General features: G+C 64.2%; 24 protein-coding genes. 16 read left to right on the forward strand and 8 right to left on the reverse strand.

The annotated features are described in order from the left end of the window. Positions 1-4: 4 nt before the first annotated feature. On the forward strand, positions 5-2,332 hold the full coding sequence (locus tag JNA92_RS18045; RefSeq protein ID WP_241806010.1) for an FdhF/YdeP family oxidoreductase: 2,328 nt from the start codon (positions 5-7) through the stop codon (positions 2,330-2,332). A 23-nt stretch (positions 2,333-2,355) separates the two neighbouring features. On the opposite strand, the gene JNA92_RS18050 is transcribed toward JNA92_RS18045, so the two are convergent. After that, entirely contained in the window at positions 2,356-2,817 is a 462-nt protein-coding gene (locus JNA92_RS18050) for an Lrp/AsnC family transcriptional regulator (RefSeq protein WP_241806011.1), read from the reverse strand. 123 nt (positions 2,818-2,940) lie between these two features. Between JNA92_RS18050 and JNA92_RS18055 the strand changes: the two genes are divergently transcribed. Then, positions 2,941-4,125 (forward strand): trans-sulfuration enzyme family protein, encoded by a 1,185-nt coding sequence (locus tag JNA92_RS18055; RefSeq protein ID WP_241806132.1) that lies wholly within the window; start codon positions 2,941-2,943, stop codon positions 4,123-4,125. Between the two features lie 68 nt (positions 4,126-4,193). Here JNA92_RS18055 and JNA92_RS18060 read toward each other — a convergent pair whose 3' ends face one another. After that, on the reverse strand, positions 4,194-4,430 hold the full coding sequence (locus JNA92_RS18060; protein ID WP_241806012.1) for a YdcH family protein: 237 nt from the start codon (positions 4,428-4,430) through the stop codon (positions 4,194-4,196). Positions 4,431-4,545: 115 nt separating this feature from the next. On the opposite strand from JNA92_RS18060, the gene JNA92_RS18065 reads away from it, so the two are divergent. The 6 genes from JNA92_RS18065 (at position 4,546) to JNA92_RS18090 (ending at position 9,321) form a co-directional block, all read left to right on the forward strand. Then, on the forward strand, positions 4,546-4,911 hold the full coding sequence (locus tag JNA92_RS18065) for a 5-carboxymethyl-2-hydroxymuconate Delta-isomerase (protein ID WP_241806013.1): 366 nt from the start codon (positions 4,546-4,548) through the stop codon (positions 4,909-4,911). A 103-nt stretch (positions 4,912-5,014) separates the two neighbouring features. After that, complete coding sequence (rnd, locus tag JNA92_RS18070; protein WP_241806014.1) at positions 5,015-6,148, forward strand: ribonuclease D; 1,134 nt, start codon at positions 5,015-5,017, stop codon at positions 6,146-6,148. After that, the gene (locus tag JNA92_RS18075) at positions 6,145-6,438 is read left to right on the forward strand and encodes a YcgL domain-containing protein (RefSeq protein ID WP_241806015.1); all 294 of its coding nucleotides are present in this window, start codon (positions 6,145-6,147) and stop codon (positions 6,436-6,438) included. Before rnd ends, JNA92_RS18075 begins: the two co-directional genes overlap by 4 nt. Before the next feature lie 78 nt (positions 6,439-6,516). After that, on the forward strand, positions 6,517-7,449 hold the full coding sequence (locus JNA92_RS18080; protein WP_241806016.1) for a D-2-hydroxyacid dehydrogenase: 933 nt from the start codon (positions 6,517-6,519) through the stop codon (positions 7,447-7,449). Positions 7,450-7,621: 172 nt separating this feature from the next. Then, complete coding sequence (locus JNA92_RS18085; RefSeq protein ID WP_241806017.1) at positions 7,622-8,071, forward strand: YcgN family cysteine cluster protein; 450 nt, start codon at positions 7,622-7,624, stop codon at positions 8,069-8,071. A gap of 41 nt (positions 8,072-8,112) precedes the next feature. Continuing rightward, on the forward strand, positions 8,113-9,321 hold the full coding sequence (locus JNA92_RS18090) for a hypothetical protein (RefSeq protein WP_241806018.1): 1,209 nt from the start codon (positions 8,113-8,115) through the stop codon (positions 9,319-9,321). A 127-nt stretch (positions 9,322-9,448) separates the two neighbouring features. On the opposite strand, the gene JNA92_RS18095 is transcribed toward JNA92_RS18090, so the two are convergent. The 3 genes from JNA92_RS18095 to JNA92_RS18105 form a co-directional block, all read right to left on the reverse strand. Next, on the reverse strand, positions 9,449-9,790 hold the full coding sequence (locus JNA92_RS18095; RefSeq protein ID WP_241806019.1) for a YgaP-like transmembrane domain: 342 nt from the start codon (positions 9,788-9,790) through the stop codon (positions 9,449-9,451). A gap of 104 nt (positions 9,791-9,894) precedes the next feature. Next, positions 9,895-10,365: an RNA methyltransferase gene (locus JNA92_RS18100; RefSeq protein WP_039602101.1), complete on the reverse strand. Its 471-nt coding sequence runs from the start codon at positions 10,363-10,365 to the stop codon at positions 9,895-9,897. Between the two features lie 72 nt (positions 10,366-10,437). After that, positions 10,438-10,809 (reverse strand): YajD family HNH nuclease, encoded by a 372-nt coding sequence (locus JNA92_RS18105; RefSeq protein ID WP_012315716.1) that lies wholly within the window; start codon positions 10,807-10,809, stop codon positions 10,438-10,440. A 131-nt stretch (positions 10,810-10,940) separates the two neighbouring features. On the opposite strand from JNA92_RS18105, the gene JNA92_RS18110 reads away from it, so the two are divergent. Beyond that, positions 10,941-11,219, forward strand: coding sequence for a hypothetical protein (locus JNA92_RS18110; RefSeq protein ID WP_241806020.1), 279 nt, complete (start codon positions 10,941-10,943; stop codon positions 11,217-11,219). On the opposite strand, the gene JNA92_RS18115 is transcribed toward JNA92_RS18110, so the two are convergent. Together JNA92_RS18115 and JNA92_RS18120 are read right to left on the reverse strand one after the other, a co-directional pair. Further along, entirely contained in the window at positions 11,216-11,683 is a 468-nt protein-coding gene (locus JNA92_RS18115; protein ID WP_241806021.1) for a cyclic nucleotide-binding domain-containing protein, read from the reverse strand. The two genes, JNA92_RS18110 and JNA92_RS18115, sit on opposite strands and share 4 nt — an antisense overlap. Before the next feature lie 111 nt (positions 11,684-11,794). Beyond that, positions 11,795-13,837: a S9 family peptidase gene (locus tag JNA92_RS18120; RefSeq protein WP_241806022.1), complete on the reverse strand. Its 2,043-nt coding sequence runs from the start codon at positions 13,835-13,837 to the stop codon at positions 11,795-11,797. An 82-nt stretch (positions 13,838-13,919) separates the two neighbouring features. Between JNA92_RS18120 and JNA92_RS18125 the strand changes: the two genes are divergently transcribed. The 3 genes from JNA92_RS18125 to JNA92_RS18135 are packed head-to-tail and all read left to right on the forward strand — an operon-like array spanning position 13,920 to position 15,733. Continuing rightward, positions 13,920-14,414 (forward strand): MFS transporter, encoded by a 495-nt coding sequence (locus tag JNA92_RS18125; RefSeq protein WP_241806023.1) that lies wholly within the window; start codon positions 13,920-13,922, stop codon positions 14,412-14,414. A 14-nt stretch (positions 14,415-14,428) separates the two neighbouring features. Further along, entirely contained in the window at positions 14,429-15,202 is a 774-nt protein-coding gene (locus tag JNA92_RS18130) for a class II glutamine amidotransferase (RefSeq protein WP_241806024.1), read from the forward strand. 9 nt (positions 15,203-15,211) lie between these two features. After that, positions 15,212-15,733: a DUF2937 family protein gene (locus JNA92_RS18135; RefSeq protein ID WP_241806025.1), complete on the forward strand. Its 522-nt coding sequence runs from the start codon at positions 15,212-15,214 to the stop codon at positions 15,731-15,733. Positions 15,734-16,032: 299 nt separating this feature from the next. Here the strand turns inward: JNA92_RS18135 and JNA92_RS18140 are convergent, their stop codons facing one another. After that, positions 16,033-16,944, reverse strand: coding sequence for a LysR family transcriptional regulator (locus tag JNA92_RS18140; RefSeq protein ID WP_241806026.1), 912 nt, complete (start codon positions 16,942-16,944; stop codon positions 16,033-16,035). A 129-nt stretch (positions 16,945-17,073) separates the two neighbouring features. On the opposite strand from JNA92_RS18140, the gene JNA92_RS18145 reads away from it, so the two are divergent. The 4 genes from JNA92_RS18145 to JNA92_RS18160 are packed head-to-tail and all read left to right on the forward strand — an operon-like array spanning position 17,074 to position 20,755. Further along, complete coding sequence (locus JNA92_RS18145) at positions 17,074-18,360, forward strand: MFS transporter (protein ID WP_241806027.1); 1,287 nt, start codon at positions 17,074-17,076, stop codon at positions 18,358-18,360. A 9-nt stretch (positions 18,361-18,369) separates the two neighbouring features. Beyond that, positions 18,370-19,149: a 5-oxoprolinase subunit PxpA gene (locus JNA92_RS18150; RefSeq protein WP_241806028.1), complete on the forward strand. Its 780-nt coding sequence runs from the start codon at positions 18,370-18,372 to the stop codon at positions 19,147-19,149. Beyond that, positions 19,146-19,841: a 5-oxoprolinase subunit PxpB gene (pxpB, locus tag JNA92_RS18155; protein ID WP_241806029.1), complete on the forward strand. Its 696-nt coding sequence runs from the start codon at positions 19,146-19,148 to the stop codon at positions 19,839-19,841. The genes JNA92_RS18150 and pxpB overlap by 4 nt, the downstream gene beginning before the upstream one ends. Further along, the gene (locus JNA92_RS18160; RefSeq protein ID WP_241806030.1) at positions 19,838-20,755 is read left to right on the forward strand and encodes a biotin-dependent carboxyltransferase family protein; all 918 of its coding nucleotides are present in this window, start codon (positions 19,838-19,840) and stop codon (positions 20,753-20,755) included. The genes pxpB and JNA92_RS18160 overlap by 4 nt, the downstream gene beginning before the upstream one ends. The last annotated feature ends 17 nt before the right edge of the window (positions 20,756-20,772 follow it).

Consider the following 20,772-nt stretch of genomic DNA (forward strand, 5'->3'; position numbering starts at 1 on the left):
CCGCATGAGCCAGGACGAACATATCAGGGATTACAAGGGGCCTGCCGCCGGCTGGGGCGCGCTCAAGAGCGTGACCAAGAGCTGGCTGGGCAGTGACAACGCCTTCAAGAACCTGCGTGCCATGCTCAAGACCAACCAGAACGGCGGGTTCGACTGCCCCGGCTGCGCCTGGGGCGAGTCGCCGGAAAGCGACATGGTCAAGTTCTGCGAAAACGGCGCCAAGGCGGTCAACTGGGAAGCGACCGGTCGCTCGGTCGACCCGGCCTTCTTCGCCAGATACAGCGTAAGCGCGCTGAAGGACCAGACCGACTACTGGCTCGAATACCAAGGCCGCCTCACGCACCCGATGCGTTACGACGCTGCCACCGATCACTATGTGCAAACCACTTGGGAAGAGGCCTTTGCCCTGATCGCCCGGCACTTGCAGGCGCTGGAATCGCCCGATGAGGCTGAGTTCTACACCTCCGGCCGGGCCAGCAACGAAGCGGCATTCCTCTACCAGCTGTTCGTCCGCGCCTACGGCACCAACAACTTCCCCGACTGCTCGAACATGTGCCACGAGGCCAGTGGCGTGGGCATGTCGGAAACCCTCGGCGTAGGCAAGGGCACGGTCGTGTTCCATGACCTGGAGCTGGCCGACGCGATCTTCGTCATTGGCCAGAACCCCGGTACCAACCACCCGCGCATGCTCGAACCGCTGCGTGAAGCGGTCAAGCGCGGCGCCCAGGTGGTGTGTTTCAACCCGCTCAAAGAGCGTGGCCTGGAGCGCTTCCAGCACCCGCAGCACCCGTTCGAAATGCTCAGCAACGGCTCCGAACCGACCAATACCGCCTACTTCCGCCCAGCCCTGGGCGGCGACATGGCGGCCATGCGCGGCATTGCCAAGTACCTGCTGAAATGGGAGCGCGAAGCCCAGGCCAAGGGGGAGCCAGCGGTATTCGACCATGGCTTCATCGCCGCGCACACCAGCGGTGTGGACGCCTACCTGGCGGCCGTGGATGCCACCTCGTGGGACCATATCGTCGAGCAGTCCGGCCTGACCCTGGCCGAGATCGAGCTGGCGGCGCGGATGTACCGCAAGGCCGAGCGGGTGATCATGTGCTGGGCGATGGGCGTCACCCAGCACCGTCACTCGGTGCCTACCGTGCAGGAAATCGTCAACCTGCAGCTGTTGCGCGGCAACGTCGGCAAGCCCGGCGCGGGCCTTTCGCCAGTGCGTGGCCACAGCAACGTGCAAGGCGACCGCACCATGGGGATCGACGAGAAACCCAAGGCGGCGTTGCTCGATGCCTTGGAAAAACGCTTCCAGTTCCGCGTACCTCGCGCCCATGGGCATAACGCGGTGCTGGCGATCCAGGCCATGGAGCAACAGCGCGCCAAGGTGTTCATCGCGCTGGGTGGCAACTTCGCCCAGGCGACGCCGGACACGCCCCGCACCCACGCGGCCCTGCGCAACTGTGCGTTGACGGTGCAGATATCCACCAAGCTCAACCGTTCGCACCTGGTCACTGGCCGCGATGCGCTGATCCTGCCCTGCCTGGGGCGCACCGAGATCGACATGCAGGCCGGCGGGCCGCAGGGCGTGACCGTGGAAGACACCTTCAGCATGGTGCATATCTCCCATGGCCAGCTGCGCCCGCGTTCACCCCACATGCGGTCCGAACCCTGGATCATCGCCGGCATGGCCAAGGCCACGCTGGGCAACCAGCCCATCGATTGGGAGTACGCGGTGGCCGACTATGGCCGTATTCGCAGCATGATCGCCGATGTCATCCCCGGTTTCGCCAACTTCAATGAGCGGCTGCAGCACCCAGGTGGTTTCCACCTGGGCAACAGTGCTGCCGAGCGCAACTGGCGCACGGCAACCGGCAAGGCGCGCTTCAGTGCCAGCCCGTTGCCCGAGCATCTGGTCAACGCCCAGGTGCTCGCCCGTGGCGACAAGCCGGACCTCATCCTGCAGACGATGCGCTCGCACGACCAGTACAACACCACGCTATATGGGCTGGACGATCGTTACCGGGGCGTGTTTGGCCTGCGGGAAGTGGTGTTCGTCAGCGAGGCCGACATCCGCCGCCTGGGCTTCGAGCCGGGTGAGCATGTCGATCTGGTGTCGCTGTGGGAGGACGGTGTCGAACGCCGGGTGTCGGGGTTCCGCCTGGTGCCCTACGACATCCCCGATGGGCAGGCGGCGGCCTACTACCCGGAGACCAACCCGCTGGTGCCGCTGGAAAGTTACGGCGAAGGCACCTATACGCCGACCTCCAAATTCATTGCGATTCGGCTCGAGAAGGCCAAGGCGGGGAACCGGATCGAAGCGGTGGCGGCGCAGTGAAGGGGTGCTGAGGCTGGCACCGATCAGGGCCTGTGGACCGGGTAAGCCGTGGTGTATTTCATCTGTTCCATGGCAAAGCTGGACGTGATGTTGGAGAGCCCATCGGTGCTGGTGATCAGCTTTTTATAGAACCGGTCGTAGGCAGCGATATCGCCCACCACCACCCGCAGCATGTAATCCCAGTCCCCGGACATGCGATAGAACTCCATCACCTCCTCGAAGCCTTTCACCGTCTCGGCAAACTGCTCCAGCCAGGCACTGTCGTGGCGCTGGGTCTTGAGCTGGACGAACACCGTCAGGCCCAGGCCCAGGCGTTCGGGGTCGAGCAGGGCGACGCGGCCGAGGATGTAGCCATCCTCTTCCAGGCGCTTGACCCGCTTCCAGCAGGGGGTGGTGGACAGGTTGACGGCTTCGGCCAAATCCTTGAGCGAGAGCGACGCGTCGCGCTGGAGCAGGGTGAGGATGTGCTGGTCGAAACTGTCCATGGAAACCCGCTGGCGGTCAGTAAAATATTCCCCAGATTACCCCAACGATAGAAAAAATTCCCGCCACCACGGGCGTTGTGGCGGCAGGTGATTGTGCGATAGTTGCGCACTTACATCTGCCAAATGGGCCTGACCATGTCCGACAAGCCGCGCAATTTCGCCACCCGTACCATTCACGCCGGTGAGCAGTTCAGTGTCGCCGACAACGCGATCTTCCCGCCTATCTACACCGCCAGCTCGTATATCAAGCGCAGCCTCGATGACAACCCGAAATACGCCTACAGCCGGGTGGGCAACCCGACCCGGCATGCCTATGAAAGTTGTGTCGCGGCACTTGAAGAGGGTGTGGGCGCGGTGGCGTGTGCCTCCGGTGTAAACGCCACCGCCACGGTGCTGGAGCTGCTCCCCAAGGACGCTCATGTGGTGGTGATGAACGGTGTGTACGGCGGCACCTTCCGCATTCTTGAAGACTACCGAGCACGCACCTCGGGCCTTACCACCACCTATGTCGACCTCAACGATGTGGCGGCCGTAGCGGCGGCGATCAAACCCGAAACCCAGCTGATCTGGATCGAGTCGCCGACCAACCCGTTGCTGCACCTGGTCGACATCAAGGCGGTCTGCGACCTGGCTCGGGCGCGGGGTATTCTCACCTGCATCGACAACACCTTCTGCTCGCCGTGGAACCAGCGGCCGATCACCCTGGGTGTGGACCTGGTGATGCATTCGGCCAGCAAATACATTGGCGGCCACTCCGACCTGACCGGCGGCGTGGTGGTGGCTGCCAACGATGAATTGCTGGGGCGCTTGCGCAAGATCAGCATGGCCGTGGGGGCGATCCAGGGCCCGTTCGACTGTTACCTGGCCTTGCGCGGCCTGAAAACCCTCGACGTGCGCATGGAGCGTCAGTGTGCCAATGCCCTGCAGGTGGCACGCTTCCTGGAAAGCCATCCGCAGATCGAGCAGGTGTATTACCCGGGGCTGGAAAGCCACCCGCAGCACGCACTGTGCAAGCGCCAGATGCGCGCTGGCGGAGCGGTGGTGGCAATGAAGGTCAGGAACGGTGATCGGGCGGCGCTCAATCGCCTGGTGGAGGCCTTGCAGATATTTGTCCTGGCCGACTCGTTGGGTGGTGTGGAGAGCATGATCAACCACTCCTGGAGCATGTCGCACAATTCACTGAGCCCGGAACAGAAGGGGCTGATGGGCATCAGTGAGCGCTTGTTGCGGCTGTCGATCGGGATCGAGGATTACCGGGACCTGATCGAAGACCTGGACCGGGCCTTGAACGCATCGGCTGGCATGTAACGGTTGCAGGCCCTGTCGCCAGCGAGCCGGCTTGCCGGCGACAGGGCGGTTGATTCAGCAGAAAGCCATCAGGATTTGGGCGGATGAATGATTCGCTCGATCTTGTCCTTGATCAGCAGGCGCTCCTTGCGCAGGCGGTTGACGGCATCGTCGTTGGTGCCATTGCCTTCGGCGGCCACCACCTCCTTGTCTTTGGCGTTGTATTCCTTGTGCAGGGCATGCAGCGTCGGGTCCTTGTCTATCAGTGCCTGGAATGCATCGGCGGTAACGTGCAAGTCAGCGAGCAGATCATGCGGAACTGGCATTTCTTCACCTCTGTCAGGGTTGTCAGTAAGGTCCTGACCTTTGAGGATAGCCGCCTTTGCGCGGGTAGGGGACTGGGGTAGGCTGTCGCCTCCCCCAACGCCTGGAACCTGTGCCATGCCTCACCTGAACCTGGAATACAGCGACAACCTGCGCGAGCTCAATGTCGAGGTACTGCTGCTGCGCCTGAATCACGCCCTGGTCGGCAGCGGGCAGTTCGCCGATGAGGCAGACATCAAAAGCCGCGCCCAGGCGTTCGCCCATTACCGGGTGGGCACTGCGCCAGCCGAGCGGGCGTTCGCCCATGTGCGCCTGGCCATCCTCAGCGGGCGCCCGGCGGAGGTGAAGAAACAATTGTCCGCCAGCTTGCTGGAGGTGCTGCATGAGGCCATACCGGCGCAGGCTGGCCTAGACCTGCAATTGTGTGTGGAAGTGCAGGATATCGACCGCGAGCCTTACGCCAAGCATCGCTTGCCAGGCTGACCGGCAGCGCAAGCTACCCGGCGGCCGGCGCGGATGTCAGTCAGGTTTCACCCGCAGTGCCCGCGCCGTATATACTGCGCGCCAATGTTTGTGGGAGAGCCTCGTGGCCATCGAAATACACTGGATCCGTGACGACCAGACCCTGGCCGAACTCTGCCAGAGGTGGCGCACACTGCCCTTCGTGGCGCTCGACACCGAATTCATGCGGGTCGACACCTTTTATCCGAAAGCTGGCCTGATCCAGATCGGTGACGGCGAGCGCGCTTTTCTCATCGACCCGTTGCTGATCGGCAACTGGCAGCCTTTGGCCGACCTGCTGGAAGACAGCGGTGTGGTCAAGGTGCTGCACGCCTGCAGCGAAGACCTTGAAGTGCTGCTGCGCCTGACCGGCAAGCTGCCGCAGCCGCTGTTCGACACGCAGTTGGCCGCGGGCTACCTGAACCTGGGCTTCTCCATGGGCTATTCGCGCCTGGTTCAGGAAGTGCTGGGCCTCGAACTGCCCAAGGGTGAGACCCGCTCGGACTGGCTGCAGCGCCCGCTGTCGGACACCCAGATCAGCTACGCAGCCGAAGATGCCGTGCACCTGGCCGAACTGTTTGCCGCCCTGCGCCCACGTCTGTCGGACGACAAGTACGCGTGGGTGCTGGAAGACGGTGCCGAACTGGTCGCGGCCTTGCGCCGCGAGGTCGAGCCCGAAACCCTGTACCGCGATGTGAAGCTGGCCTGGAAGCTGGGCCGCCAGCAACTGGCGGTGCTGCGGGAACTGTGCGCCTGGCGCGAGCGTGAAGCACGCAGCCGCGATGTGCCGCGCAACCGCATTCTCAAGGAGCACTCGCTGTGGCCGATGGCCAAGAACCAGCCGGACAACCTGTCGGCCCTGGCCAAGATCGACGACATGCATCCGCGCACCATCCGCCAGGATGGCGCCTGCCTGGTCGAGCTGATCAAACGTGCCGCCAGCCTGCCGCCTGAGCAATGGCCGGCGACGCTGCCCGAACCGCTTCCGATCGAAGCGGCCGGCATCCTCAAGCGCCTGCGCGCCATCGGCCAGGCCGAAGGCGAGCGTCTGGGCATTGCCCCGGAGTTGATGCTGCGCAAAAAGGCCCTGGAAGCCTTGCTCAAGAGCGGCTACCCCAATGGCCCCTATCAACTGCCCGATTCGCTGCGCGGCTGGCGCCGAGAGCGGATGGGCCAGGCCCTGCTGGACGAACTGGCGGGCGCCGGAGAAACCCGATGAAACGTATCTGCTCGATCTACAAGAGCCCGCGCAAGAACGAGATGTACCTCTACGTACTCAAGGCCGAGGGCCTGGAGCGCGTGCCCGAGGCGCTGCTGCCGTTCTTCGGCACGCCCGTACATGCCTTCGACCTGGTGCTGAGCCCCGAGCGCAAGCTCGCCCGCGAGGACATCGCCAAGGTGCTGGACAATCTTGATAACCAGGGTTACCACCTGCAGATGCCACCGGCCGAGGACGAGTACATCGAACATTTGCCGGAAGAACTTCTGCGCCGTAACGACCCGGTCTGATCCGGCCACGATCCCTCCACACCCTCAGGTGGCCCGCATGCCGGGCTGCCTTCGTTGTCTGCCAAGGTTGTCACTTTGATGCGCGTTCTGATCGCTGAGCAGGATCATGCCAACTATGCCCGACTGCTGGCTGGCGCGGCCCCGGACCTGGAAATCCTGACCAGCGGCGATTCCGCCGAGCTGGCCTTGCAGGCACCCCAGTGTGCGGTCTGGCTGGGCCAGCCAGACTTGCTGGCAAGCCTGCTGCGCCAGGGCCACAAGCCGGCCTGGATGCAATCGACCTGGGCCGGCATCACGCCCTTGCTGGCCGATGGCCTGCCGCGTGATTACCGCCTGACCCGTGCGGTCGGCATCTTTGGCCAAGTGATGGCCGAGTACATGCTCACCTACATGCTGGGGCACGAGCGCGAAGTGCTGTCTCGCCTGGTGAGCCAGGTAGAGCGCCGGTGGGACGACCGCCCGGGGGGGACGCTCGAAGGGCGCAAGGTGCTGATCGTGGGCACCGGCGATATCGGCCAGCGTGTAGCCGAATGCCTCTTGCCGTTTGGCGTGACCCTGTATGGCATCGCCAGCACGCCCCGCGAGCAGGCGCCGTTCGTCGAGGTCGCCGGGTTGGCTGATTTGCCGCGGATGGTCGGGCAGGCCGATTACGTGCTCAACCTGTTGCCGGATACGCCGGCAACCCATGATCTTTATGATGCCGCACTGTTCAAGTGTTTCCAGCCCAGCGCGCTGTTCATCAATGCCGGGCGTGGTGTGGCGGTGGTCGATGCCGACCTGGTCCAGGCGCTGAAGCAGGGCGATCTGGCGGGCGCGGTGATCGATGTGTGCCGGCAGGAGCCGTTGCCGCAGCGTCACCCGTTCTGGACCGCGTGGGGGTTGTTGCTGACCGGGCACAGCTCGGCACCGACTTCGCCAGCGGCGATGGTACGGTTGTTTGTCGAGAACGTGCGGCACTACCAGGCAGGGCAAGGCTTGCGTGGCGAAGTGGATTTCGCGCGGGGCTATTGAACTGTAGCCATAGGGCACTGACAGGCGGTCTGGCATTGCCCAAGGCCAGGCTCTAGACTGGCGCCGCCATGGCGCCAAGCTCAAAACCACAGAACAAAGCCGTAAGCGCCGCAATTTGCCTGGAGCCTCCAGCGTGAAGCTTGGCGCAGGCCCAATGCAGGAAACCCGTGTGATGATCGCTGAAAGCGCGCCGTTCTGGCGGCGCAAGACCCTCGAACAACTCGACCCGCAAGAGTGGGAATCGCTGTGTGACGGCTGTGGCCTTTGCTGCCTGCAAAAGCTCGAGGACGAGGACGACAACAGCGTCTATTACACCCGTATCGCCTGCAAGCTGCTGGACATGAACACCTGCCAGTGCAGCGATTACCCCAACCGTTTCGCCCAGGTGCCCGACTGTATTCAGCTCACCCCGGGCAAGGCTGACCAGTTCAAGTGGCTGCCGAGCACCTGCGGGTATCGCCTGGTCAGCGAGGGCAAGGACCTGCCGGCCTGGCACCACCTGGTCTGTGGCGACCGCACCCAGGTGCATGAACAGCGCATTTCCCAGTCCGGGCGTATGCTCAGGGAGCAGGATGTGGACGAAGACGACTGGGAAGACCATCTGATTTTTCGCGCCAGCTGAGCGGCACCCTCCGTCGCCTCTGGGGAACAAGGAGTTTCTGTATGCGTTGCCAGCTGTTGCTCCTGCTGGGCCTTATGGCCTGCTCGCCGGCCTGGGCGAAGAAAGTCGACCTCGACTATCAGGTGCGGCTGCTGCCTGCCAATGGCCAGGCCGAAGTGCGCCTGACCCTGGCAGACGGCAGTGCCGTGCGTAGCCTGGACTTCGACCTGGGCAAGCAGGGGGCGTACAGCGGCTTCCAGGCGGACGGCCAGTGGCAGGTGCAGGGGGAGCGCGGCGTGTGGCACCCGGCGGCGGGCAAGACCAGCCTCAGCTACCGGGTCAAGCTGGACCAGAAGGTGCGCAGTGGCGCCTATTCCTCACGCATCACGCCCCACTGGGCGTTGTTCCTGGGTGACCAGTTGGTGCCACCGGCACGCCTCGACCAGCAAGACGGCACCGAACTGGTGGCGCGCCTGTCGGTCGACCTGCCAGAAGGCTGGAAAAGCATCGAAACCTCCTGGCCGCGGGTCGGCAAGGACAAGTTCCGTATCGACAACGTATCGCGCCTGTTCGATCGCCCGACTGGCTGGATGCTGGCCGGCGACCTTGGCAGCCGACGTGCGCGCCTGGGCGAGACTGACGTGACGGTGGCGGCACCGGTAGGGCAGGGCATGCGCCGCATGGACAGTCTCACCCTGTTGACCTTCGTCTGGCCGCACCTGCAGGCCGTATTCCCCCGCGACCCGGCAAAGTTGCTGCTGGTGGGGGCGCGCGATGGCATGTGGCGCGGAGCAATGTCAGCGCGGGGCTCGCTGTACCTGCACAGCGCGCGGCCCATGGTCAGTGAGAGCGGTAACAGCCCGTTGCTGCGTGAACTGGTGCAGCTGTTTGCGCAGATTCGTGTGAGTGCTGACAGCGACTGGCTGGGCCAAAGCCTCAGCGATTATTACGCCAACGAGTTGCTGCGCCGGGCGGGGGGTGTGAGCGATGACCGCTACCAGGTGTGGCAGGCGCGTTTGCAGAAGCAGGGTGCCAAGGTCAGCCAGCTGCGTGGCGAGCGGGCAAGCCCGGCCCAGGTTGCCCGTGGGGTGTTGCTGCTGCAGGCGCTGGACAAGGAAATACGCATCCACACCCAGGCCAAGCGCTCGCTGGATGATGTGACGCAGGCGCTGATGCGCTTGCCGAAGGTGAGCACCGAGGAATTCGTGCAGATCAGTGAGAACGTGCTGGGGCGCCGATCCGAAGTGTTGCAGAGCAAGGCGTTGCGTTAGCGCCAGGCTGGCTCAGCCGGCCCTGTCGCCGGCAAGCCTGCTTCCACTTCTGCCACACCGTTTCAACGTTCAGGGCAGTGCGGGTGGGTGCAGGCTTGCCGGCGACAGGGCCCGTACAAGCCGCTGATCAACTACCCGTGAGCGGGTCTTTCCCCGTTACCGTCACCCCCTCCGTCGCCGCCTCGGCACTGCGTTTGAGCGCCTCCAGCTCGGTGGCACTGCGTTCGATGTCCGAGCGCAAACGGTGATATTCCTGTCGATGCTTCTGCCACCAGGCCTTGGTCGAGCAATGCCCACTGACCCCGCGCGCCACCGCAATGCCACCGACCACCATCTGCAGCAGCCCGACCAGCCCGCCGTGGCGCATACCCTTGGTGAACATCAGCGCACCACCGGCCAGTGAACCGACCCGCTCCAGGCCTTGTACGTTATGGTCCGGTGACGCCGTAGTGGAATGAATATCGAGCATGGCAAGCCCTCCATCTGAAGTGTAAGCAGCTGACCAGAGGCTTGCTGCACACGTTCAGTCGGTTTGCCAGGTGGTCACATTTGCCCATGCCGGCAGGGGCTGCGCTATTTGAACTTGGGTCCCGAGCGGGTATTGAGGCCCTTGGCCAAACGGTCGTACAACACCACGTTCACCGTCGCGGCCAGGTTCATGCAGCCTTCGGTGGGGATATAGATGGTTTCTTCGCACCACGCGCGCACGTTCGCATCGAGGCTGCCGTCTTCCGGCCCGAAGATGTAGATGGCGCGATCAGGGTGGGTGTATTCAGGCAAGGGCCGAGCACCTTCCACCAACTCCACTGCGACGGGTGTGCAACCCAGCGGGATGATGCGCTGCAGGTCGTCGATGCCGATCAACGGAATATCGTAGTGCACGCGCTTGGTGTCAGTGACGAAGTCGCGGGCGCGCTCGTAGCGCTTGCCGGTGTAGAACACCGAGTTCACGCCGTAGCAACCCGCTGCGCGCATCACCGAGCCTACGTTCTCTGCAGATTTTGGGTTGAACAGGCCGATGCAACTGTACCGTTTGTTAGCCACGTGCCGGGGCCCTTCGCAAAAAAAGCGCGATTATACGGGCTCGCCGGCGGCAGCGGGGGGCTCTGTCGACAGTCAGTCTTTCTTCAGCAAGCCAGCCAGCCCGGCGAACGGGTTGTGCGTGGCCTTGGCAATGCTCGGGGTGCTGGTGGAGCCTTCGCTGAAGTACTGCTGGTCGGTATAGCGCGAATGCTCGTTGTCGTGGCAGTACAGGCACAGCAGCTCCCAGTTGGAGCCGTCCTGAGGGTTGTTGTCGTGGTTGTGGTCACGGTGATGAACGGTCAGCTCGCTCAGGCGCTTGCCGGCGAACTCACGGGCGCAACGGCCGCACACGTGCGGGTACATTCTCAAGGCTTTGTCGCGGTAGCCCATCTCTTTGTCGCGCTTGGCGTCGGCGAGGATACGGTCGAGGCGGGCGGTGGCGGCGGACGTGGATGCCGAACTCATGGTGTTTCCTTTGTTCTGATCAGGCAGGTATCGGTTATGCCAATGAGTCTAGCGCGCTTGCAGGGCAAGCGGACAGGCGAAAACGCGTATTAAGGCGTAGCCTGTAGAAATGTTCAGACAGGAGGTTGCTGATGTTTCGTGCGATCCTCGCCGCGCTGCTTTTAGCCGGCCTGCCCTGGGTGCATGCCGCCGGCACGCCGCCACGTATCACCACACCGGTGCCGGGAGCACCTGGCACAGCAACGCCCACGCCGTATCCTCAGATTACCCCGAGCACTGCCCCCAAGGCCTATGACCGGCAGCCCGGCGCGCCGCTGTTGCCGCCCATTCCGCTGCCAGGGCCGCCGAAGGATCAGCCACTGCCTGGGTTGCGCACCGAACCGGCCAAGCCGGCTGCGAAGGATGATTAAAGCGCCAGGCGCTGCCCGTCCTGCATCCGCAGGCGTTTCGACAAGGCTACGGCCAATGCGCGGATGATCCGCGCGGCGATGCGTGGGGCTTCGTTGAGCATCTTTTCCAGCGAATCCTTGCCCAAGGTCAGCAATAGGCAGTCGCTGGCAGCCATGCAACTGGCCGAGCGGCGCTCGCCGTCCAGCACAGCCATTTCGCCGAAGGCGCGGCCACTGCGCAGCGTGGCGATCTCCACTTGGGCACCGTGGGCGTCGGTCTTGCGCACTGAAACCACCCCCCGGTGCAGGATGCACATGAAGGTGCCGGCATCGCCTTCGTTGAAGATGGTTTCGCCTTCGACCAGGGTGGCGAGGCTGAAGTAGCCTGCGGCGGTATGGAAGTCACCGGGCTGCAAGGTATCGAACAGGTCGCAGTCCATGAGCATGTCGCGGATTTCGGCGCTGAGATGGGTCTGGTCGGGCATGTGTCGTTCTTCTTGGCGGGTGTTGTCCGAAAGTTCTGGGCCGCCCTGATCGTCGGATTGCCGGCAATCAGGGCCATTGGCCCTCGAAGCTATGACAACGAAAAGCGCGTTTTAAACCACGCCCAGCTCATTGAAGACGAACGCATATTCCAGTGCCACGTCTCGCAACCCCTGGTAGCGCCCGCTCATACCGCCGTGGCCGGCTCCCATTTCGGTCTTGAGCAGCAGCAGGTTGCTGTCGGTCTTGAGTGTACGCAGGCGCGCCACCCACTTGGCTGCCTCCCAATACTGCACGCGGCTGTCGTTATAGCCAGCGACCACCAGCATGGCCGGGTAGGCCTGGGCGCTGACATTCTCGTAAGGCGCGTAGGCCTTGATCCGCTCGTACACCTGTGGCTCTTGTGGGTTGCCCCATTCGTCGTACTCGGTGACGGTCAATGGCAGCTCGGGGTCGAGCATGGTGTTGAGCACGTCGACGAACGGCACTTCGGCGATGGCGCAGCGGAACAGCTCCGGGCGCAGGTTGAGCACGGCACCGATCAGCAGGCCACCGGCGCTGCCGCCACTGATGGCCAAGCGGTCGGAGGCTGTCACGCCCTGGGCGATCAGGTGCTCGGCGCACGCGATGAAGTCGCTGAAGCTGTTGGGCTTGTGCTCCTGCTTGCCGGCGCGATACCAGGCTTCACCCAGCTCGCCGCCACCGCGCACATGGGCGATGGCAAAGGCCACACCGCGTTGCAGCAGGCTCAGGCGGGCATGCGAGAACCACGGGTCGAGGCTCTCGCCGTAGGCACCGTAACCGTAAAGGTACAGAGGTACCGTCTTGCCCTGGTCTTGTTTGCGGCGTACCAGGCTGATCGGCACCTGGGTGCCATCGGCGGCGGTGGCCCACAGGCGTTCGCTGACGTAGTCATCGGCATCGAAATCGCCCAGCACCGGGGTTTGCTTGAGCACCGCCTGCGCGCCCGTGGCCAGGTCCAGCTGACGCACCTGGGCCGGGCGGTTCAGCGCCTCGTAGCGCAGGCGGATGCGCGTGCTGGCGAACTCCAGGCTGTCCTGTACGTACAGGCTATAGGCTGCGTCAGGCAGTTCGACGCGGTAGGCCGGCGTGCCTTGCGGGCGCACTTCGATGATCGGTAACCCGCCTTCACGCAGGCTCAGGGTGAGGGCGCTGGCGTTGAGGCTCAGGCCTTCGAGCATGACCTCGTCGCGGTGCGGTACCAGCACCTGCCATTGCTCACGGGTGGGCACCTGGTCTGCCGCTGCCTGGTACAGGGCGAAGTTGATACCGTCCTGATTGCTGCGGATGAACCATCGCCACTGGCCATCGAGCTGGCCGTGGTCGGGGAAGTACTCGTGGCCCTCGGCGCGCGGTGCCAGGCAGGTGAATGCCGCCCGCGGCGTTTCAGCGTCCAGCACCCAGGCTTCGCTGGTGGTCTTGCTGTTGAGCAGCAAAACCAGCTGGCGCTCGGAGCTGGCGCGGTAACAGTGCAGGAAAAAACGCCCGTCCGGCTCTTCGAATACGGTCTGCGCGCCGGTTTCGCCCAGCGTGTGACGGCGCAGCCGCCACGGGCGGTGGGTATCGTCCAGTTCGGCGAAGAACAGCGTCTGGCTGTCATTGGCCCAGGTCAGGCTGCCGTCGCAGTCGTCGAAGGGCAGGGCGGTCAGGTTGCCGCTGGCCAGGTCCTTGACGTACAGGGTGTAGACCTCGTCGCCGCTGGTGTCGAGGCTGTAGGCCAGCAGGCGGTGATCGGGGCTGACGCTGAAGCCGCCAAGGGCCAGAAAGCCGCCGTTGGCCAGGGCGTTGGGGTCGAGCAGCAGCTGTTCCTGGCGTTCGTCCACTGTGTTGCCGTCATCGGCAGGCCGTGGGCAGCGATAGTGGCGCGGGTACTCATCGCCCGCTGTGGTGCGGGTGTAATACAGGTACGGGCCCCAGGGGGAGGGCAATGACAGGTCAGTTTCCAGGATACGGCCCTTGATCTCTTCGAACAGCTGTTCGCGCAGGGGCGCCTGGTCGGCCAGGCAGGCTTGCTGGTAGGCGTTTTCGGCCTGCAGGTACTCAAGCACCTCAGGGGTGTCGCGCTGTTGCAACCAGGCGTAAGGGTCGGCGGCCTGGTCTTGGCGGGCGATGGGGGGCTGGAGCGCGTTGGGCATCGGGGATCTCTTGGCTGGGGGGCGCCTGCGCCCGGAAAAGTGTTTATCATAGGCAACTCTTTGCCTGGCTTGCACGATCACCATGACCGAGAACGACTATACCCTCGCCTGGGGCCTTTACGCTGTTGCTGCCCTGGGTTGTCTCTGGGTGGGTTTCAAACTCACTGGCTGGATGTGGCGCTGGCTGCGCGAGCCGCTGCGGGTGATCCTCGCGGTCCTGTTATTGACCCCGACCGTCGTTGACCCCGGTAAGGATGCCATGGCCCCGGCCATCGCCATCACTGCCCTGGACGTTGCCTTCAAGGTGGGCAACAACGCCTGGCGCGCGGTATCGGATTTTGCCATGTACGGCCTGATCGCCTTTGGCCTGTACCTGGCCTTCGTGCTGCTGCGCTGGCCGCTGGAAAAGCGTGCCCGCGAGCGCCGCGAGCAGCAGGAGGCCGCGGCCAAGCGCCTGGCTGCCGAGGACGACCCAGTGGGCGTCGGGGCACCGCTGGCCGCCGAACGCGGTGGCCGTTACCGCAATGACCCACCGCCTGCCGCGGCTTCTGGTGGCCGGGTCGAGCCACGTCTGTAAGCGGAGGCAGCACCATGTGCGAACTGCTGGGCATGAGCGCCAACGTCCCCACCGACATCGTCTTCAGCTTCACCGGCCTGATGCAGCGTGGCGGCCGCACCGGCCCGCACCGTGACGGTTGGGGCATCGGCTTCTACGAAGGTCGCGGCCTGCGACTGTTCCAGGACCCGGCAGCGAGCAGCGAGTCGGAAGTCGCCAACCTGGTGCAGCGTTATCCGATCAAAAGCGAAGTGGTCATTGGCCATATCCGCCAGGCCAATGTGGGCCAGGTGTGCCTGTCCAATACGCACCCGTTCGTGCGCGAAATGTGGGGCCGTAACTGGTGCTTCGCCCACAACGGCCAGCTAGGGGCGTTCCAGGGTGAGGCAACCTTCTACCGGCCGGTGGGTGACACCGACAGCGAAGCCGCCTTTTGCGACTTGCTCAACCGCATCCGTGCCGCTTTCCCTGAGCCGGTCGCGGTGGAACAGCTGCTGCCGGTGTTGGTCGAAGCCTGTGCCGAGTACCGCGGCAAGGGCGTGTTCAACTGCCTGCTCAGCAATGGTGACTGGCTGTTCTGTTTCTGTTCGACCAAGCTGGTACACATTACCCGTCGCGCCCCCTTTGGCGCGGCGCGTTTGAAGGATGTCGACCTGATCGTCGACTTTCACACCCAAACCACCCCCAATGACGTGGTCACGGTGATTGCCACCGAGGCCTTGACCGAGAACGAGACCTGGCGGCGCTACGAACCGGGCCAATGGGGCCTGTGGCGGCACGGAGAGTGCGTTACGCAAGGCCAGAGCTAAGGACGCTGCATGTTCAGAAGTTACCTGCGGTTGCTGCTGTTCACCTTCGGCCTGCTGGCCGGTATCCAGGTGCCTGGGCTGGTCAAGGACTACAGCCAGCGGGTCGAGGCGCACCTGTTCGAATCGCGCCAGACACTCGATGGCTTCAAACAGACCGCCGAACGTTTCTTCAAGGGCGATTTGCAGGCGCTGGTGCGGCATTACCGCAGCAGTGACGATGTGGTGTTCAACAGCGATGCCAACAGCATCGAAAGCCTGCTGATCCGCAACCAGATGCTCGAGAACGAATGGCAGGCCTTGCAAGGCTCGTGGGTCAGCCGCACCTGGCATGTGCTGGTGCAGCCTGATCCGCAGATGCGCGACGAGACGCTCAAGGGGTACAGCTATCAGATTCTCCTGGTGCCGGAGGCGATTGGCTGGGGCGTGGGGGCAGGGTTTGTGCTGGCGTTTGTCGTCGAAAGCCTGTTGCTGGGAATTGGCTGGGTGATTCTCGGTGGGCGGCGTAAGGCGGTTAAAGAGAGTTGGCGTTGATCACGCTGTGTCAGGCCCGGCCCTTTCGCCGGCAAGCCGGCTCCCACATGGAGTGCGCCGGCTTATCGAACTTGCGCAAGACGGTTGCTTACACAGGTCCAGCGCAGGCCTGAAGAACTACGCGGTCGGTGGGAGCCGGCTTGCCGGCGATGGGCTGCGCAAGCAGCCCTTATCACACGAATTGCCTAACATTAACCTCAGGTCGCCTCCCAAAGGACTTGCATCAACTTCCTGGCAGTTGGGTAAGACAGTTGCCTGCCTGGTAGCGCTGTGAACGCCGGTACAGGGACCAGCATTTCTCAGACCAATACAATCCGTTGCCCTCCCACATCCCGCGCATAGCGCTCCAGCACTTGCCGGCACACCCCGACCACTTCATCCACCAGCGCTACCCCAGTCTGCCAGGCCACCACCAGTTCCAGGCTCGGCGGTGGCTGCAAACCTTCGAGCAGCACCAGCTCCCCCCGGCTCAGTTCAGCGTCCACCAGCGCGGGCGGCAGCGCACCAATGCCGAAGCCGTCGCGCAACAGCCGTGTGATCGCCGCCACCGAGTTCACGCAGTTGAGCCGCGGCGCTTGAGCCCCAGTGGCCTGCAACAGGCTGAGTACCTCCTGGTGCGGCCGTGAGTTCTTCGAGAACGTGACGATCCGCTCACGCCCTAGCTCGGCCAAGGAAGCATAGTCACGGTGCTGGGCGGACCCTGCCGCCACCACCCAGCCCATCGGATAGCGCGCCAGGTCCAAGCTGCGGATCGACTGTTCGCGCAGCAGGTCGGTTTGCAGGATCACGTCGAGAAAGCCTTTTTGCAGCTGTTCGCGCAAGTTCAGCGCAGTATCGGCCACCAGCTCGATTTCCACCTGCGGATAGCGTTCGCTCAACTCGGCCACCAGCGCGCTCATCCAGGTGTGGATCACGGTGTCCATCACGCCAAGGCGGATGCGCCCGACCTTGGCCCGGTCGCTGTCCAGCGACTGCTTCATGGCCTTGGCGGTATCGAGCATGCGCTCGGCATACTCCAGCACCTTGCTGCCCTCCGGGGTCAGGCTGACGCCGCGTGAATCGCGCAGCAGCAGCTTGACGCCCAAGTCGGCTTCCAGCGCCGCGATGCGGCTGGAGACCGACGCCTGGGTGGTGAACAGTTTCTCGGCGGTGAGGCGGAAGCTCTTGAGCCGGGCGACCCAGACGAAGGTTTCGAGGAAGCGTAGGTTCATGATCAGTTTTTCTTGTTCCAGACCGGCGGTTTTTCTCGTTGGACTCGGGCGCTGCGGGCTCTGAACATGACCCCCAGGCCGCGACGCCAGACGTCGCTCATAAAACAATACCAACAAGCCGAGGCAAGCATGAACCCAAGCGGCGTGCAGCAACAGGTGCAATCCCCACCTTCGACCGGGCCGTTCGCCTGGTACCGCGACATCGACTCCCAGCAACGGCGCACGTTCTGGAGCTGCAAGATCGGCTATGGCCTGGACGGCATGGACACGCAGATGCTCAGCTTCGTCATCCCCACGCTGATCATGCTGTGGGGCATCACCACTACCGAAGCCGGGCTGATCCACACCAGCACCCTGATCGCGTCGGCCATCGGCGGCTGGGTCGCCGGCATCCTCTCCGACCGCATCGGCCGCGTACGCACCTTGCAACTGACGGTGCTGTGGTTCGCCTTCTTCACCTTCCTCTGCGGCTTCGCCCAGAACTACGAACAGCTGCTGATCGCCCGTACCCTGATGGGCTTCGGCTTTGGCGGCGAATGGACCGCCGGCGCGGTGCTGATCGGTGAGGTGATCCGCGCCCAGGACCGTGGCAAGGCGGTGGGCATGGTGCAGTCCGGCTGGGCCATCGGCTGGGGCCTCACGGCTATCCTCTATGCGCTGCTGTTCTCCTGGCTACCGGCGGAGCAGGCGTGGCGCGCGCTGTTCCTGCTGGGGCTGGTGCCGGCCATTTTCGTAATTTTCGTCCGGCGCCTGGTCAAAGACCCTGAGGTGTATCGCCAGGCCAAGGCAGTGCACAGCAGCGAGGCGCCCTCGCAGTTCTACGAGATCTTCGCCCCCGGCATGCTCTGGACCACCGTACGTGCATCCCTGCTGACCACCGGTGCGCTGGGGGGTTACTACGCCATCACCTCGTGGCTGCCGACCTTCCTCAAGAACGAGCGCGGCTTGAGTGTGCTGGGTACCGGTGGCTACCTGGCGATGGTGATCGTCGGCTCCTACATCGGTTATGTGGTCAGCGCTTACCTGTCTGACATTCTGGGGCGCAAGAAGAACTTCATCCTGTTTGCTGTGGGCTCGTTCATCATCGTGCTGCTGTATACCCAGATGCCGGTCAGCGATGGCGTGATGCTGTGGCTGGGTTTCCCGCTGGGCTTTTTCGCTTCCGGCATCTTCAGCGGCATGGGGGCCTTCCTCACCGAGCTGTTCCCCACCCGCATCCGTGGCTCGGGGCAGGGGTTTTGTTACAACGTCGGCAAGATCATCGCCGCGATGTTCCCCTTGCTGATCGGCCTGCTTGGCCAGAAGGTGCCGCTGGGGCTGGGCATTGGCGGGTTCGCCGCGGTGTCGTACGGTGTGGTGATCCTGGCGGCCTTGAGCCTGCCGGAAACCCGCGGCAAACACCTTCAGGCGCGTTAAGGTAGGCACATGAACATCGACACGGGAGCTCGCCAGGTGAAACGCCTGCTACTCAATTGTGACATGGGGGAAAGCTTTGGCAGCTGGCGCATGGGCCTGGATGCCGAGGTGATGCCCTACATCGACTGCGCCAACATCGCCTGCGGCTACCATGCCGGCGACCCCGGCATCATGCGCCGGACCGTAGCGCTGGCCCTGCAGCATGGCGTGACCATCGGCGCCCACCCGGCCTACCCGGACCTGGTCGGCTTCGGTCGCCGCTCCATGGCCTGCAGTACCGAGGAAATTCGCGACCTGCTGCACTATCAGATCGGTGCTCTCGATGGTATCTGCAAGGTCCAGGGTGGCCGCGTGGCCTACATCAAGCCCCACGGCGCACTCTACAACGACATGATGGCCGACCCGCTCAAGCTGCGTGCCGTGCTCGAAGCCGTGGCGGGGTATGACCCCAGTTTGCCCTTGATGCTCATGGCCACTGCCGACGACAGCGCAGCACGGGCCTTGGGTGACGAGGTTGGCGTGCCGTTGTGGTTCGAGGCATTCGCCGACCGCGCCTACACCGCCAGCGGCCATTTGCTGTCGCGGCGCCTGCCGGGTGCGGTTCATCACGATTCGGCCCTGGTGGTCGAGCAGGCCTTGCGCCTGGCCCGTGGTGAAACGCTGGTGGCCGACGATGGCAGTGCCTTGCGCCTGCAGGCGAGTACGTTGTGCGTGCACGGTGACAATGACAGCTCGGTAGCGGCGGTGCGGCAGATCCGCCAGGCGCTCGATGCGCTGGGGTCGGCATGAAGCTGCGTATCGAGGCGGTCGCGATCGATAGCCTGATGGTGCGCCTGTTCGACCGTATCGACGAGGCCAACATGCCGTGGCTGCTCGCGGCGAGCCAACGTTTGAGTGCCGCTTTCGGTAAGCACCTGGTGGACCTGGTGCCGTCCTATACCACGCTGATGGTGCAGTTCGATATGCCGCCAGGGCAGGCGAGGGCGTTGATCGGCCAGGCGCTGGAGGGGCTGCAGCCAGGCTCGGGCAGCAGCGGCCGCCGGCACGAGATTGCCGTGTGGTACGACGCCTCTGTGGGCCCTGAGCTGCCGTTGCTGGCCGCACGCAGTGGCTTGAGCGAGCAAGCGGTGATCCGCTTGCACAGCGAGCGCGAGTACCCGGTGTTCGCCCTTGGCTTCGCCCCCGGGTTCGGTTTCATGGGGCTGGTGGACGAACGCCTGGCCTCCCCGCGGCTGAGCACTCCGCGCAAGCGCGTGGCGGCCGGCAGTGTCGGCATTGCCGAGCGCCAGACAGCGGCCTATCCGGCGGTGTCGCCGGGCGGCTGGAACCTGATCGGGCGTACCCCGGTTCGCCTGTTCGATCGCGAGCGTGAAGGCTACAGCCTGCTGCAGCCGGGTGATCGGGTGCGTTTCGTGGCGGTGTCCCATGCCGAGTTCCTGGCATTGGGCGGCGATGACAGCCCGTTGGAGGCACAGGCATGACGCTGTTGAAGATCGAAGCCAGCACTGCCTTGTGCCAGTTGCAGGATGCCGGGCGCTTTGGCGTGCGGCACCTGGGGGTAACCCAAGGCGGGGCGCTGGACTGGGTGGCGATGCAGTGGGCCAACTGGCTGCTGGGCAACCCGCTGGGCGCGCCGGTGGTCGAGGTGGCGCTGGGCGGCTTCACCGTGGTGGCCGCACAGGATTGCGTGCTGGCCCTGGCCGGTGCCGACCTGGATGCTCGCGTCGATGACCAGCCGCTGGCACCCTGGCGCAGCTTTGCCCTGGCCAAGGGCCAGCGGCTGACCTTGAAACAACCCCGGCAGGGCGTGCGGGCTTACCTTGCGGCGCCGGGCGGGTTCGAAGGTGAAGCCGTGCTGGGTAGCTGCGCCACTGTTGTGCGTGAAGCGCTGGGTGGCATCGATGGGCGAGGGGCGGCGCTGGGCAAAGGGCAATCGCTGACGTTCGCCGGCCCGCAGCCGGCCTTGCGCGAAGTGCCAGAGATGCTGCGGCCCTGTTATCCACACAAGCCCGTGCTCGATCTGGTCATTGGCGCGCAGATCGGTGATTTCAGCGGTAACAGCCTGTTCGAGGCGTTCAACCGTGACTGGACGTTGGACAGCCGAGCAGACCGTATGGGCATTCGGTTGCTCGGGCCGCAGTTGGTTTATCAGGGCGCGCCGATGATTTCGGAGGGTATTGCGCTGGGGGCGGTGCAGGTGCCCCCGGATGGTCAGCCGATCGTGCTGCTCAATGACCGGCAGACCATAGGTGGCTATCCGCGGCTGGGGGCGCTGACGCCGTTGGCGTTGGCGCAGCTGGCGCAGTGCATGCCGGGGGCGTCGGTGCGGTTCAGGGCGGTGGTGCAGGAAGAGGCTTGGCGGGAACAGCAGGCTTGTCTGAACCGGTGGCGTTGACCCGACCGGCCCTATCG

The organism is Pseudomonas putida (genome assembly GCF_022627325.1).
Taxonomy (GTDB): Bacteria; Pseudomonadota; Gammaproteobacteria; order Pseudomonadales; family Pseudomonadaceae; genus Aquipseudomonas; species Aquipseudomonas putida_X.

Excerpts from the sequence above, each read along its gene's own strand:
- JNA92_RS18045 (WP_241806010.1), top strand. The coding sequence starts at position 5 with ATGAGCCAGGACGAACATATCAGGGATTACAAGGGGCCTGCCGCCGGC.
- JNA92_RS18050 (WP_241806011.1), bottom strand. The coding sequence starts at position 2,817 with ATGGACAGTTTCGACCAGCACATCCTCACCCTGCTCCAGCGCGACGCG.
- JNA92_RS18055 (WP_241806132.1), top strand. The coding sequence starts at position 2,941 with ATGGGCCTGACCATGTCCGACAAGCCGCGCAATTTCGCCACCCGTACC.
- JNA92_RS18060 (WP_241806012.1), bottom strand. The coding sequence starts at position 4,430 with ATGCCAGTTCCGCATGATCTGCTCGCTGACTTGCACGTTACCGCCGAT.
- JNA92_RS18065 (WP_241806013.1), top strand. The coding sequence starts at position 4,546 with ATGCCTCACCTGAACCTGGAATACAGCGACAACCTGCGCGAGCTCAAT.
- JNA92_RS18075 (WP_241806015.1), top strand. The coding sequence starts at position 6,145 with ATGAAACGTATCTGCTCGATCTACAAGAGCCCGCGCAAGAACGAGATG.
- JNA92_RS18080 (WP_241806016.1), top strand. The coding sequence starts at position 6,517 with ATGCGCGTTCTGATCGCTGAGCAGGATCATGCCAACTATGCCCGACTG.
- JNA92_RS18085 (WP_241806017.1), top strand. The coding sequence starts at position 7,622 with ATGATCGCTGAAAGCGCGCCGTTCTGGCGGCGCAAGACCCTCGAACAA.
- JNA92_RS18090 (WP_241806018.1), top strand. The coding sequence starts at position 8,113 with ATGCGTTGCCAGCTGTTGCTCCTGCTGGGCCTTATGGCCTGCTCGCCG.
- JNA92_RS18095 (WP_241806019.1), bottom strand. The coding sequence starts at position 9,790 with ATGCTCGATATTCATTCCACTACGGCGTCACCGGACCATAACGTACAA.
- JNA92_RS18105 (WP_012315716.1), bottom strand. The coding sequence starts at position 10,809 with ATGAGTTCGGCATCCACGTCCGCCGCCACCGCCCGCCTCGACCGTATC.
- JNA92_RS18110 (WP_241806020.1), top strand. The coding sequence starts at position 10,941 with ATGTTTCGTGCGATCCTCGCCGCGCTGCTTTTAGCCGGCCTGCCCTGG.
- JNA92_RS18115 (WP_241806021.1), bottom strand. The coding sequence starts at position 11,683 with ATGCCCGACCAGACCCATCTCAGCGCCGAAATCCGCGACATGCTCATG.
- JNA92_RS18120 (WP_241806022.1), bottom strand. The coding sequence starts at position 13,837 with ATGCCCAACGCGCTCCAGCCCCCCATCGCCCGCCAAGACCAGGCCGCC.
- JNA92_RS18125 (WP_241806023.1), top strand. The coding sequence starts at position 13,920 with ATGACCGAGAACGACTATACCCTCGCCTGGGGCCTTTACGCTGTTGCT.
- JNA92_RS18130 (WP_241806024.1), top strand. The coding sequence starts at position 14,429 with ATGTGCGAACTGCTGGGCATGAGCGCCAACGTCCCCACCGACATCGTC.
- JNA92_RS18135 (WP_241806025.1), top strand. The coding sequence starts at position 15,212 with ATGTTCAGAAGTTACCTGCGGTTGCTGCTGTTCACCTTCGGCCTGCTG.
- JNA92_RS18140 (WP_241806026.1), bottom strand. The coding sequence starts at position 16,944 with ATGAACCTACGCTTCCTCGAAACCTTCGTCTGGGTCGCCCGGCTCAAG.
- JNA92_RS18145 (WP_241806027.1), top strand. The coding sequence starts at position 17,074 with ATGAACCCAAGCGGCGTGCAGCAACAGGTGCAATCCCCACCTTCGACC.
- JNA92_RS18150 (WP_241806028.1), top strand. The coding sequence starts at position 18,370 with ATGAACATCGACACGGGAGCTCGCCAGGTGAAACGCCTGCTACTCAAT.
- pxpB (WP_241806029.1), top strand. The coding sequence starts at position 19,146 with ATGAAGCTGCGTATCGAGGCGGTCGCGATCGATAGCCTGATGGTGCGC.
- JNA92_RS18160 (WP_241806030.1), top strand. The coding sequence starts at position 19,838 with ATGACGCTGTTGAAGATCGAAGCCAGCACTGCCTTGTGCCAGTTGCAG.